The sequence below is a fragment of the Haloterrigena salina JCM 13891 genome, assembly GCF_000337495.1.
Lineage (GTDB): Archaea > Halobacteriota > Halobacteria > Halobacteriales > Natrialbaceae > Haloterrigena > Haloterrigena salina.
In genome coordinates this window covers 1-12,810 of record NZ_AOIS01000023.1, presented here as the reverse complement: position 1 = coordinate 12,810, position 12,810 = coordinate 1, and the positions used below count along the sequence as shown (strand labels likewise).

Here is a 12,810-nt window from a genome sequence, read left to right as displayed (position 1 = left end):
ATCACGACGGCGAACGCGAAGATGCCGAGGCCGGCGGCGCCGGAGATCGCGCCCCCGGCGGGGCCGAGCGCGAGCCCGGCGAGGCCGACGGCGACGCCGATCAAGAGGCCGCCGATGATACCGCCGAGCGAGCCCGCGAGTAGCCCGTGCCAGAGGCCGCTGCCGAGGCCGCCGCCGGCCATGTAGCCGGCGACGAAGCCGCCGATCAGCCCCGCGGCGAGTTGGCCGATGCCGGGCAGGACGAGGCCGACGATTCCGAAGACGGTCGCGAGCAGGAAGCCGACGAACACGGCGCGCCAGTTGGTCATACCTAGAGAGAGGGACCGAGCGACGATAAGGAGATGGCGCGTATACTGCGACCGTTCATCAGTGGTACGACTCGCAGGACGACTGCGGCGAATCCACCGACCGGGATCGCTCGCGGGATAACGAACGACCTTTTAAGAGCGCGCGTCGTACGTATCGCTATGATTTTCGAAGACCTTCCGACGACGCCCACGTCGGAAGAGCTGATCGACAAGGCGTTTTCGCGGGCGGCGCGGGCCGGCAAGGCCAAACGCGGCCTCGAAGCCCAACAGTCGATGCTCCAGACGGCGGCCAACATCATCTCGGACAACCTAGAGAACGTCGTGACGGCGTGGCCGGACTTCGAGTACGACGCACACCCGTTCTACTACGAGCTCGCGGACGCGATCGTCGACGTCGACAAACTCCGCCAGAGCCTCTCCGAAGTGATGTGGGCCAGCCGCAAGGCCCGCGAGATCCACGAGGAGTACCAGCCCCGCCTGCGCAAGACCGACGTGGACACCGCGCGCAAGCACCGCAAGCAGGCCTTCGCCCGGCTCGCGGACATCGTCGAACAGATCGACGACCACCTACTGTACATCAACGAATCGCGCAACGACCTGCGGGACCTGCCCGAAATCAACCCCGACGAGCCGACGATCGTCGTCGCCGGCTACCCCAACGTCGGCAAGTCCTCGTTCGTCAACGACGTCACCAGCGCCCGCGGCGAGACCGCCTCCTACCCCTTCACCACGAAGGGGATCGGCCTCGGACACTTCGAGCACGAGCACCTCCGCTACCAGCTCGTCGACACGCCGGGGCTGCTCGACCGCCCGCCGGCCGAGCGCAACGAGATCGAGTCCCAGGCGGTCAGCGCCATCGAGCACCTCGCGGACTGCATGCTCGTGATGATCGATCCCAGCGGCGAGTGCGGCTACCCCCTCGAGTCCCAGCTCGAGCTTCGGGACTCCATCGTCGCCCAGTTCGACTCCGTCCCCGTCCTCACCGTCGCGAACAAGATCGACCGCCGGGAGGTCTGGGACGAGGACCTGCTCGACGAACTGGACGCCGACTACACCATGAGCGTCGAGACCGGAGAGGACGTCGAGACGGTGCTCGAGGCGGCCATCGAGGCGGTCGACTACGAGCCCGAACTCCCCTTCGAGGAGTGACTCGACGGCTACCGCACCGATGAGAGGCCCCGGACTCCTCTGGATGCTCCAGACCGCCGCCGGCTTCTCGATGGCCGGCCCGATGTTCTTTCTGGGACTCGAGTCGGTCCGAACGGGACGGTACGAGTGGGCCGCGTTCTACCTGGCGTTCGGCGCGCTGGTCTGTTACTTCCCGACGTACCTCGTGAACCGGATCGGCGGGCCGCGAACCTGGATTCGACGCCGACTCGGGCGGCGCGGACGGAAAACGGAGACGAACGCGAAAACGGACGACGGCGACGGCCGGTCGGACTCGAACGCGGACGACGCCGAGGACGGCTCGCGGTTGAGCCGTCTCGAGCGCCTCCGCGATCGGTGAACGGCTCTCCGATAGCATCCGTCGCCGCGATTCGGTTCGGCTACTCCTCGACGCGGATCAGGATCTCGTCAGCGTCCCATCCGACGTCGAGCGTGACGGTGGTCTCACCCGTTTCGTGCAAGTAGAGCGTCGTCGAGTCGGTTCCGGCCGCGTCGGTCGTCCCGTTCTCGGGGTCGACCGTCGCGACGGTCTCGTTGGAACTTGCGTACGTGACCGACTCGTTCGGCTGGTCGAGCTCCGTCGCCATCTCGAGTGTCAGTTCGCCGCCGCTCTCGCTCAGGGAGACGGTACAGTTCTCCGCGGTACAGTCGTCGGCGGTCCCGTTCTGTCCGTCCGGGCTGGTCCAGTAAGCGATTCGGTGCTCGAACTCGAGTCGGTCCCGGGCTCCGTCGGCGTCGACGACCGCGCGGTGGACTCCCGGCTCGAGCGACGCCGATGCGGTTAGCTCGAGGACCGCCCCCTCGCGCCAGAGGGAATCCGATCGCTCGAGAACGCGGGTCTCGACGGACCGCACGTACTCGCCGTCGATCAGGAGGTCGGCGGTGTCGGCCTCGAGCGAGCCGCCGCCGACGTTCTTGGCGTATATCGTCACGTTGTCGGCGGTCTCGTTGTACGTCGTCCCGGCCTCGGGGTGGTTGATGAGCGAAATTTCGCTGTCGATCGTCGCGACGTCCCGTGCGCCCTCGCCCTCGACTGACTGGGCGTACAGCCCGGCCTCCGTGGCGATGCTGCCCGCGAACAGCGTCGCGGCGCTGATCGCGGCGGTGAACAACAGTAACTGGACGACGGAAGCTCGGACCATCGGCGGAGGGTTCGACGAAACGACGGGCCGGGAACGGGATAATCCTACCGGCCGTCGGCGTCCGGGTCGCCGGCGACCGGAGTCGGACCGAGCGCGAGAGCGAACCGAGTGGGACGGACGGCTCAGCGTTCGAGGAGCCCGACGTATCGAACCTGGACGTCGACCTCCTCGTCCGTGTGCTGATTGATCCGCTCGTGTAACCGATCGGCCAACTCGGGCGGCGCTTCGCCGGGCGGGCCGCCGACGGTGACGACGACGCGCTGGGGTCCGATGAGGGGGTAACTCTCGTCCATGACCACCTCGAACTCGAGGAGCTGGTACTCGGCGAACTCCCCCTCGGAGAGGAGGTGCTCGACCTCCTCGTTGGCGTTTTGCTCGAACGTCGAGACCGTGTACGAGGAGTAGGTGATGGCGCCGAGGAAGACGGCGAAGACGAGGACGATCACGGCCAGTCCGAGCACCCGTCTCCGGACGCGCTGCTCCGTCTCGCCGATCGAGAACAGATTCTCGGGACGGTAGCCGGCCCACCACAACGTCAGGAGCCCCGCGAGGTTCACCGAGAGCACGTTCACCAGTACGAGCACGGTCGCGCCGATGGCGGCGGCGGGTTCCCCCCACGCGATCGCGATGCCCGCGGCCGCGGCCGGCGGGATCAACGCCGCCGCGATCATGACGCCGACCAGCGCGACGGCCGTTCCCGTCGCGATGCTGATGATCCCCGCGACGCCGGCGCCCAGCGCGATCGCCAGCGAGAGGAGATCCGGGGCGAGCCGCTCGGAGATCTCGCCGACGGTACTGATGTTGAGCGTCGGCGGCACGATGTTGGTCACCCTGACGAACAGGGCGAAGATCGCCGCCGCGCCGACCGCGAGGACGATCCCGAGGATCTGGTAGCCGAGACTCTCCCTGAACAGTTCCTCGTCGTCGATCACCGAGCCGACGCTCAGCCCGAGCGCCGGACCGATCAGCGGCGCGATCACCATCGACCCGACGACGACGGCCGGCGAATCGAGGAAGAGCCCCGCGGTCGCGACGACAGCGCTGATGACCGTCATAATCACGTAGACCGCGAACGTCGGCGTCAGCGAATCGGCCTCAGACTGTAGCTCCTGTCTCGAGATGCGGTCGGTCTCGACGTCGCCGTTCTCGTACTCCTCGCGGAGGGTCTCGAAGCGTCGCGAGACGACCGTCTCCGCGTCGACGACGACCGTGTAGGCGTCCTCGTCGACGCCCACGTCCTGGAGCTCGTCGAGAACCGGTTCGACGGCCGGATCCGGCAGCGGGAAGTAGACGACCGCGGTGTACCCCCGATTGCTCTCCTCGTCGGTCAGGACGTAGTCGATCCCCCGGTCGTCGAGCTCCTCGAGGATCGTCTCCCGCTTCCCCGTCGGTACCGTCAACTGAACGAGCCGCACGTAGGTGGGTGAGTACCCCCGGGCTCATAACTTGGGGCGCTTTCGCCGCGCAGGCGTCGGATTTCACGACGACGGATCGATCGCGATCCGGCGCCGACCGACTGAACCGATAGCTACTTCCGCCGATCAATTCAACCCGCAGACATGATTCGGCGCTTCGCTCCGTGGTTTGGCATGGGGCTGCTGGTCGCGGTCGGCGGATATCTGGCCGCGTTCGGACGCGACGCGGTCGCGGACCCGATGACGGCCGTGCTGCTGGCCGGATTCGTCGTCGCCGCAGTCCTGTCGATCGCCGGCGGCGTCCGCGAGGCGGTCGCGCTCGGTCCGGTAACACTCCCGTGGAACGTCCTCGTCGGCAGCGCGGGCGTCCTCGTAGCGCTCGTCGTCGCCGTCTCGACCGTTCGAAGCCTTTGGGACGGCGGCGCGACCACAACCCAGTTCACGGACGCGGCGCTGCTCATCAGCTGTAGTTCGATCGCGTGGTTCGGCGTCCAGACCGCCCGCGACAGCCGTCACGTCGACCTCGAGGCGTCGCCGTCGCGGACCCGACTCGTCGCGATCGCCGCGCTCGCGGTCGCGTCGATGGTCGGCGGCGTCCTCGTCGCGACGCTCGTCTAGCCCGCGAGGCAATCACGCCGTATAAACCCGCGACGCCCGTCTAGCCCGCGAGGCAATCACGCCGTATAAACCCGCGACGCCCCTACGGCAGCGTATGTTCGATACGCGTCCCGACCGCGAGGCGGAGGTCGTCCTCGTCGGTCGCTCGAACGTGGGGAAATCCACGCTCATGCGCGAGATCACGGGGCACAAGTTCGACACCGGCGGCAAACCCGGCGTCACGCGCCAACCCAACCACTACGACTGGGCGGCCGAGGACTTCGTCGTCACCGACCTCCCCGGCTTCGGGTTCATGAGCGGCGTCGACGAGGAGTACCGCGAGGCGATCAAGACCGACATCGTCCAGTACCTCGAGGAGTACGCCGACAACATCCTCGCCGGCATTCTGGTCGTCGACGGCAAGAGCGCCGTCGATATCATCGACCGTCACTCCGGCCCCGACGAGATCCCCTACGACGTCGAGATGTTCCACTTCCTACGGGACGTCGACATCCCGACCGTCGTCGCCGTCAACAAGATGGACAAGGTCGACGATACGGACGAGCGCCTGAACGACCTCTGTGACCGCCTCGGCCTCTACCCGCCGTGGAAACAGTGGCAGGAGACCATCGCGCCGATCACCGCCAAGAACGGGCAGATCAGCCCCCTCAACGAGGCCGTCCGCACCCATCTACACGAGCAGAATCGGGACGATCTGTTCAAGTTCTTCTAACCAAACTTTTGCTCTGCGGGCGCGGCTTCGCCGCGCCCTCGGCAAAACTTTGATGAAAAGCCTCCTCTCTCCGTTCCGGTCCCTCCGGGACCTCCACATCGGTCGTCGGCCCGCTCGCTCAGCCGTCGGCTTCGCTCACGGCTGCGCCGTTCGCGTATCCGAGGCGGCTTCGCCGCCTCGCTTCGCTCGCGGCCGAGAATTGCGCTCCCCCCGTTACTGAACGGGTATCGTCACAACTCCGGCGCGACCTCGGTTCCGAGGCGTTCGACCGACTCGAGCAGTTCGTCCGTTCCGATCCCGGGACAGTACGAGCGGAAGATGACGTGGACGTCGTCGCCCAATTCCTCGCGGTAGTCCGCGAGTTCCTCGCGAACCTGCTCGGGCGTGCCGAAGATCGCGTCTTCTTTCAGCTCCGCTTTCCGCTCGTCGGACAGCGCGTCAACCGACTCATCTTCCATCCAGTCGGCGTACTTCCGTTGCTGGTAGAAGTAGCCGTCTCGCATCGTTTCCCACGCGTCAGCTTTCGAATCCCCGACGAATCCGTATCGAATGAGATACGTCGTGAACTCGCCGTCGATCTCCTCCTCGTCGCGGACCCGTTCGATGTCGTCCATGCGCGTTCGGACGTCCGCGAGCGACAGCATCTCGTTGGCACACCAGCCGTCGGCCAGCCGGGCCGCGCGCCTGACGGCGGGTTTCGCGAGTCCGCCGAGGACGATCGGCGGGGCCTCGTCCGGCGTCGGCGTGACTTCCGTCTCGGGATCGATCGCGTGGTACTCGGAGTCGTACTCGAGCGGGCCGGGTTCCCAGGCGTTTCGCAGGACTGCGATGGCGTCTTCGGTCCGCTCCACGCGCTCGGCTTTGGGAATCCCGAAGTTCTCGAACTCGCGGACCCAGTAGGCGATCGAGAGGCCAAGCGTCAGCCGATCGTCCGAGAGCGCGGCGATCGTCGCGGAATCTTCCGCGAGTCGGACCGAGTCGTAGAAGGGGGCGAGCGCGACGGCCGAGCCGACCTCGATATCGTCCGTTCGTCCCGCGAGCGCGCCCAGCGTCGGAATCGTCCCCGACAGGTAGCCGTCGTCGGCGAAGTGATGTTCCGAGGTCCAGACGCTATCGAGTCCCGCGTCGTCGGCCGCCTCGCCGAGACGTAAGAGTTCCTCGTAGATCGCCGCGGTCGAACGGTCGTCGTCCGGTCGCTGCTGGGCGGTGAGGAGACCGAGTCCGATATCCATACGCGATCGTAGGGCCACCACGGTCGAAAAGCACCGGGTAGCATCGTCCTGCAGCGAACGACCCGGCCGAATCGGCGTCCTACACCACCGCCTTTCGCATCTCCAGACACGCCAGCGCCACGCCGTCTTCCATCTCGAGGCGAACCGTCTCGACGCCCGCGTAGCCCTGTCGCTCGTAGAACCCGACGGCGTTTCTCGAGGCGGTCAGCACGAGCGCCTCGAGACCCGCGTCGCTGGCGGTCGACTCGAGCGTCTCGAGGATCGCCCGACCGATGCCTCGGCGCGCGTGATCGGGGTGGACGTAGACGGCCCCGATTTCGCCGGTCGACGGGTCGTCGCGGCCGGCGGGCTCGCAGTCGAGCAGGCCGAAGCCGACGACGCCGTCGGCCTCGTGGTCGGCGACGACGACGCGGAATCCGTCCTCCTCGAGCGGGTACCGGTCGGGATGAACGTTCGAGAGCCACGCCCGGACCTGCTCGTCGTCGTACCCGTCGCTGCCGAGGACGCGAATCGACGCCTCGTGGACGGCGGCGATCGACGCGGCGTCTGCGGACGTCGCCTCGCGGAGCGAGAGCCGAGGGAAAGTCATCGTCGGACGTAGAACGCGGTCGGCGAATAAATCGAGATCGAGCCGAACCCCGAATTCGCCCGTTCTACGGCACTTAACCGTATAATAATAACGGCCCGACATCTCGAAGACGGGATCATGGACAGTAGCATACGGACTGATAGATCTACTGCACTGCGTCGGCGGAACGAACGCACTACGGGCGACGATCGGGGTCGCCGACGATGAGCGGTTTTGGACGACGCGACGTCTGCCGGCTCGGCGCGGCGGGCGCGTTGACGGTGGCCGGGCTCGGGACCGCCGGGACCGGAGCGGTCGTCGGTTCCGCCGAACAGAACACGAACGGTCGCGTCGTGTTCGTCTACGACGATAGCTGGCGCGAGGACTGGACCGACACGTTCCCCGTCCATCAGGACGAGGGCGTCCCCGCCTGTAGTGCGGCCGTCGTCGACCACATCGACACCTCCTGGGGGCTGCTCCCGGAACACCTGCGGAAGATGGAGGACGCGGGCTGGGAGATCATGGCCCACACCGTGAGTCACGTCGCGGTCGGCAACCTCTATCTGACCGCGCCGGCCGCGGCCGGCGACGAACGGCTCTATCTCGACGGGAGCTTCCTCGCCGAATACGAGGGCGAGGAGATCGTGATCAGCGACGGCGATCGAACCGTCGAGAACGCCGTCGCCGGCGGCGACCGGGACGACACCGGCATCTACCTCGACCTCGCGGAGCCGGTCGGCGAGTCGTTCGACGCGGAGACCGCGTACGTCCGCTTCACCGAGGATCGGATCCGAGACGAGGTCGTCGGCTCGAAGGACGCGCTCGAGGAGTTGGGCGTCGAGGTCGACGGGTTCGTCTCGCCGTACGGTCGCAGCGACGGGCTGGTCGAGGACCTCGTTCGGGACCACTACGCCGCGTTCGCGAACCGCGGCGGCAACGGAGTGAACGCGCTCGAGGGACTCGATCCGCACGCGCTCAGTCGCTCGAGCATCGACGGGCACACGGTGACCGAAGCCGAAATCGAGGCCTTCTTCGACGACGTCGCTGCGAACGACGCCCTCGGCATCGCGGTCGGTCACAGCCAGTTCGACGAGACGACCCCCGAACGGATCCGGTTCGCGATTCAGGCGGCGAAAGAGCGCGACCTCGAGATCGTGACGCTTCGAACGGCGCTGGCCGATCTCGAGGCAGGGGACGGCAGCGGAACCGATGGGACCGGTGAAGAATCCAACGAGAGCAACGAAACCGATGGAACCGGTGCAGAATCCGACGAGAGCGACGACGATTCGCTGCCGGGATTCGGGATCGCCGGCACGCTCGCCGGCCTCGGTACCGCGGGGTATCTCCTCTCGAATCGTCGACGCGACGACGAGCGATCCTGACGGGGTCGGGCGCGGTCGCGACAGTCGGTCTCGTGGGCGCCGCCGTCTCCCGTCGGTCCACCGAGCACTGGGTCGGACGACGATCGGCCGTCACCCGAGCACCGGTCAGACGACGCGGTTGTAGAATTCCTCGCCGGACTCGAGCCGCGAGACGTTCTCGCGGACGATGTCACCGACCGCCCGGAAGTAGTCCTCGGTGAAGGCGGCGCAGTGGGGCGTGACGATCACCTCGTCCAGCTCCCACAGCGGCGACTCCTCGGGGAGCGGTTCGGTCTCGAAGACGTCCAGCGCCGCACCCTCGATGGTCTCCGATTCCAGGGCGTCGATCAGCGCCGCCTCGTCGACGACCGGACCGCGGCCGACGTTGACGAAGTAGGCGTCCTCGCGCATGGCCTCGAAGACGTCGGCGTCGACGAGGTGGCGCGTCTCGTCGGTCAGCGGCAGCGTCACGATCACGAACTCGGCGTCGGCGACGGCCTCGAGGAGGTTGTCTGTCGCGTAGACCTCCTCGAAGCCGGGGACAGGCTCCGCGGAGCGACGGACGCCGGTGACGCGGACGCCGAGGGAACCGAGTACCTCGGCGACGCCGCTCCCGAGGGTGCCGGTACCGAGCACGCAGGCCGTGGTCCCGGACAGCGTAAAGCCCTCGTCCCACTCGGGCTGGTCCCAGCGTCGTTCCTGCTGGTTTGCGACGTGGTCGTGGAGCCGGCGGGCGAACGAGAGCAGGTAGCCCGCGACCGTCTCGCCGACCCATCGGTCGTGGATGCCCGTGCTGTTCGTCAGGATCACGTCGTCGGCTTCGAACTCGCCGAACGGGAACCGGTCGACGCCCGCCTGAATGGAGTGTACCCAGTCGACCTCGAGGAACGCCTCGCGGTGCTCTAAGGTGACCGCGGCGTCGCAGGCCGCGATTTCGTCGTCGCCGATCACGCCGACCTCGAGCGGGAGATCGGCCAGGAAATCCGCGAGTTCCGACGGCGGAAACACCGCCTCGACCGAGTCGTGAACGCCGAGTCGTTCGAGTTCGAACTGCATGGCCGGCGATACGCTCGAGTCAGGGTTGAAGGTTTGGGCGAACGGCAAGACACGCCAACGGTAACACGGAGATGACTACAGCGAGATTCGAGCGGTCGCTCTCGAAGCGAATCGACACCTATCGCGACACTGCGCGCTCGTCATCGAACGAAGTGGCGGCTCGGGGAAAATCCTCGTCACAAGGGGCTCGGAGGGGGTAACACTTCGTCACGGCCGCCGGGAGTCGCTACTCCCTCGAAAGGTTTCGGTCTGTCGTTTCTCGGGCCGTCAACTCGCTATCGGTTCGCCACGTTTCGAGGTCCCGCAACTCTTCGACGACCTCCCTCACGCCCGCAGGCTCCAACGCGCCGCGCTCGGTTACGATCTCGTCGACGCAGTCGGCGGGCGTCACGTCGAACGTGGGGTTCAGCACGTCGACCGCCGCCTCACCGTCGTAAACCGCCGACCGGTCGCCGGACTCGAGGTTGACGCCCTCGCGCGTCGAGACCTTGTCGGTGGCGGCGACGACCGAGACCGGCACGTCCTCGCGGGCGGCGGCGATCGCCAGCCCGCGGGTGCCGGTCTTGTTCACGACGGCACCGTCGGGGAGCACCGTGTCGGCGCCGACGACGACGCGGTCGACGCCCTCGCTCGAGAGGACGTGCGCCGCGGCCGCGTCGGTGTGGACCGCCACGGGGCAGTCGACGTCGTCGCTCGCGGCCAGTGCTTCGGCCACGTCGATCCCTTCCCGGGCCGGCCGGGACTCGGCGACGAACACGCGCGAGGGGCCGCCGCCGCGGAACGCCTCGAAGACGGTTCCGGACCGCGAGAGCGTCATGACGGCGCCGTCGATCCGCTCGCCGGCGTTCGCCGCGGCGTCTTCGTCGGCCGCCAGCGCGCGGTCGACGTTCGACAGCGCCGACTCGAGGACGGCCGGCGCGCCAGCGACGCTCTCGTCCTCGACGGAAGCGGCCGCCTCGGCCATCGTCCGATTGACTCGGTTCCGAAGGACGGCCATCGAGGGGCGAGCCTCGAGTAATCGACTGGCGAGTTCGGCGAGTTCGTCCCACTCGCCCTCCGGATCGGCGCCGGGCTCACGGGTTCCCCGTTCGTCGTCCCGAGGCGACGACGTCGCCTCGCTCCGCTCAGCGACGAGTAACCCCGCGCGATCGCGCAGCACCTCGAGCGCGCGGATCGACAGCGACGCGGCGCCGTGTTCGTCGTCGGCCGCGATCGAGCGGACGGTCGGCGCGACGCGCTCGTAGGCGGTCCAGAGTTCGGGGACCGTCTCGCCGATTTCGTTCTCGACATCGGTCTCGAGTCCGTTCTCGTCGTCCGGCCCGGACTCGACGAGCATCGCCGTCGGGGCGACCCACTCGACGGCGTCGTGTTCCTCGCTCAGTTCGATCTCGCGGGTCTCGCAGTCGAAGAGATAGGGATGGACGACCCACTCGCGCTCGAGGTCGACGTCTTCGAACTCGACGGGGCGTCCGGATCGGACGAGCGAGACGGCGTCGGACTCGAGGCCGGTCTCCTCGCGGATCTCGACGAAAACCTGCTCGTCCGGCTGGCCCTCCGCGAACCCCGACACGCCGCCCCACTGGCCCCGATACGTGCCGACGGCGTCGCTGCGTCGCAACAACAGTACCTCGCCGCGGTTTCGAAGAACGGCAGTGACGACGTGGCTCGTATCCGTGTCGTCGTCCATCGGTTCGCTCATACGCCGACGGACGGCAGCCGTGAGGGAATCGCTTTCGGGATTGAGCCGTACCGTCGAACATGACTTGCATCGTGCTCGTCAGCGAGCGACGAGAACCATCGCTCACTCGTCGAATCAGGGTTGCTGATTTATAAGCGACAGCAGTTCTCTCGCGTCCTCGAGCTTCTTCCGTCGAATTTGCTCGCCGATACTCGGCTCGTCGAGTCCGTCCAGAGCAGTAAGGGCGCGATCGAGGCCCAGAATAGTTTGAACGAGTCGCTCACCTTCCGTCTCAGAGATGTCCTCGCGAACGAGTCGCTGTTTTCGTGCGAGACGTTCCCGTCTGAGTTTCCGCTTCATCTCCTCGATGCGGTCGCGCTCCTCGTCGGGAATCGTCTCGAGACGTTTACATTCGAAGACGAATTCCGTTAGGTCGATCTCGGTTCCTTGCACGGTAATCTCCGCAGGGAGATCCGTACCGAGTGTTCCCGAAGGACGGCGTATCTTCTCGAGGAGTTGTCGACGTTTTCGATCGTTCATTTCTGGAGTATGGTATCGGTTAGACCGGTCGTCGGTTCCGGTTCACTCGATACGACGGTTCACCTGACAGCGAGATATATATTCGGAGCACGCGATTACCCTAATATATGTGATAGGAGAGTACCGTTTAGTTGACTGCCACCCATGTTCCGGCCGACGACCGATGGATGCCGGCAAATCGATTCCGACCGGACCCTTCGAAGCGGTCAATAATTCGACGCGGCTCGAGATCCTTCAGGCGCTAGCGAGCGCGTATAGCGAGTCGCCGGCCGACCCCTGGCTGGACTACACAGAACTTCGCGACGCGGTTGGAATGCGCGACAACGGGAACTTCAATTACCACCTCGATCGGCTCGAGGGTTTCGTCGCAAAGGAGGCCGAGGGATACCGGATCTCGCGAGTCGGGCTGGAAATCGTCGTCGCGGTTGCGTCCGGGTCGCTCGACCCGGACTGGACGTGGGGTCCGATCGACGTCCCGTCGACGTGTGCCTACTGCGACGAGCGGCAACGACTTCGCTACGCCGACGGCAACCTCCGACTCGAGTGTGGGACATGGGAGCATACACTTCGGCTGTCGGTCTCGCCGCGATTGCTCGATTCGCACCCAATCGAAACCCTCGGCGAACGGCTCACGCTTCACCTGCAACAGCGCGTCGCGCAGGTCCGCCGCGGGATCTGTCCGGAGTGTCAGGGTAGCGTTGACGGCGAGGTGCGGTTCGGCATCGGGAACCTCGAACACCACTATTATCACGGGGAGTGTCGGCAGTGTGGCTTCCAGTACGGGTTCGACATCGGACTGCTCGTCCTTTCGCACCCGGAAGTAGTTGCCCTCTTCGCGGATCACGGGCGCGACGTGCGCTCGACGCCACTCTGGGAACTGGATTTCTGTACGCCCGGACGCGAGACGGTGCTCTCGACGGAGCCGCTCCGGCTACGTGTCGATGTCGAACGTGGCGACGAGACGCTCTCGCTCACCCTGGATCGCAACGGCTCGGTCGTCGCGGTCGAGCGCT

General features: G+C 66.5%; 14 protein-coding genes. 6 read left to right on the top strand and 8 right to left on the bottom strand.

Features of this window, described 5'->3' with window-relative positions; all coding sequences use genetic code 11:
- Window positions 1–308, bottom strand: a 308-nt coding sequence (locus tag C477_RS05960; protein ID WP_008893550.1) for a DUF5518 domain-containing protein, incomplete at its 3' end; no start/stop codon positions are given.
- 159 nt (window positions 309–467) lie between these two features.
- On the opposite strand from C477_RS05960, the gene C477_RS05955 reads away from it, so the two are divergent.
- A complete protein-coding gene (locus tag C477_RS05955) occupies window positions 468–1,457 on the top strand; it encodes an NOG1 family protein (protein WP_008893549.1) in 990 nt (329 codons plus the stop codon).
- 19 nt (window positions 1,458–1,476) lie between these two features.
- Window positions 1,477–1,815: a hypothetical protein gene (locus C477_RS05950; protein ID WP_008893548.1), complete on the top strand. Its 339-nt coding sequence runs from the start codon at window positions 1,477–1,479 to the stop codon at window positions 1,813–1,815.
- Between the two features lie 40 nt (window positions 1,816–1,855).
- Here C477_RS05950 and C477_RS05945 read toward each other — a convergent pair whose 3' ends face one another.
- Both C477_RS05945 and C477_RS05940 read right to left on the bottom strand, forming a co-directional pair.
- On the bottom strand, window positions 1,856–2,617 hold the full coding sequence (locus C477_RS05945) for a flagellin (RefSeq protein WP_008893547.1): 762 nt from the start codon (window positions 2,615–2,617) through the stop codon (window positions 1,856–1,858).
- 122 nt (window positions 2,618–2,739) lie between these two features.
- Window positions 2,740–4,032, bottom strand: a complete 1,293-nt coding sequence (locus C477_RS05940; protein ID WP_049914327.1) for a TIGR00341 family protein — start codon at window positions 4,030–4,032, stop codon at window positions 2,740–2,742.
- A 144-nt stretch (window positions 4,033–4,176) separates the two neighbouring features.
- Here C477_RS05940 and C477_RS05935 point away from each other — a divergent pair, with 144 nt between their 5' ends.
- Together C477_RS05935 and engB are read left to right on the top strand one after the other, a co-directional pair.
- A complete protein-coding gene (locus C477_RS05935; protein WP_049914325.1) occupies window positions 4,177–4,650 on the top strand; it encodes a hypothetical protein in 474 nt (157 codons plus the stop codon).
- A gap of 94 nt (window positions 4,651–4,744) precedes the next feature.
- On the top strand, window positions 4,745–5,362 hold the full coding sequence (gene engB / locus C477_RS05930) for a GTP-binding protein EngB (protein WP_008893544.1): 618 nt from the start codon (window positions 4,745–4,747) through the stop codon (window positions 5,360–5,362).
- A 230-nt stretch (window positions 5,363–5,592) separates the two neighbouring features.
- Here the strand turns inward: engB and C477_RS05925 are convergent, their stop codons facing one another.
- Together C477_RS05925 and C477_RS05920 are read right to left on the bottom strand one after the other, a co-directional pair.
- The gene (locus C477_RS05925; protein WP_008893543.1) at window positions 5,593–6,594 is read right to left on the bottom strand and encodes an LLM class flavin-dependent oxidoreductase; all 1,002 of its coding nucleotides are present in this window, start codon (window positions 6,592–6,594) and stop codon (window positions 5,593–5,595) included.
- A 79-nt stretch (window positions 6,595–6,673) separates the two neighbouring features.
- Entirely contained in the window at window positions 6,674–7,183 is a 510-nt protein-coding gene (locus C477_RS05920) for a GNAT family N-acetyltransferase (RefSeq protein WP_008893542.1), read from the bottom strand.
- Window positions 7,184–7,386: 203 nt separating this feature from the next.
- On the opposite strand from C477_RS05920, the gene C477_RS05915 reads away from it, so the two are divergent.
- Window positions 7,387–8,544 (top strand): polysaccharide deacetylase family protein, encoded by a 1,158-nt coding sequence (locus C477_RS05915; RefSeq protein WP_008893541.1) that lies wholly within the window; start codon window positions 7,387–7,389, stop codon window positions 8,542–8,544.
- A gap of 105 nt (window positions 8,545–8,649) precedes the next feature.
- Here C477_RS05915 and ddh read toward each other — a convergent pair whose 3' ends face one another.
- The 3 genes from ddh to C477_RS05900 all read right to left on the bottom strand — a co-directional run bounded on the left by ddh (window position 8,650) and on the right by C477_RS05900 (window position 11,797).
- Complete coding sequence (ddh, locus tag C477_RS05910) at window positions 8,650–9,579, bottom strand: D-2-hydroxyacid dehydrogenase (protein WP_008893540.1); 930 nt, start codon at window positions 9,577–9,579, stop codon at window positions 8,650–8,652.
- Between the two features lie 226 nt (window positions 9,580–9,805).
- Entirely contained in the window at window positions 9,806–11,278 is a 1,473-nt protein-coding gene (locus C477_RS05905; RefSeq protein ID WP_008893539.1) for an NUDIX domain-containing protein, read from the bottom strand.
- Between the two features lie 114 nt (window positions 11,279–11,392).
- The gene (locus C477_RS05900) at window positions 11,393–11,797 is read right to left on the bottom strand and encodes a DUF5788 family protein (RefSeq protein ID WP_008893538.1); all 405 of its coding nucleotides are present in this window, start codon (window positions 11,795–11,797) and stop codon (window positions 11,393–11,395) included.
- Between the two features lie 163 nt (window positions 11,798–11,960).
- Between C477_RS05900 and C477_RS05895 the strand changes: the two genes are divergently transcribed.
- Window positions 11,961–12,810, top strand: an 850-nt coding sequence (locus C477_RS05895) for a DUF7351 domain-containing protein (protein ID WP_008893537.1), incomplete at its 3' end; no start/stop codon positions are given.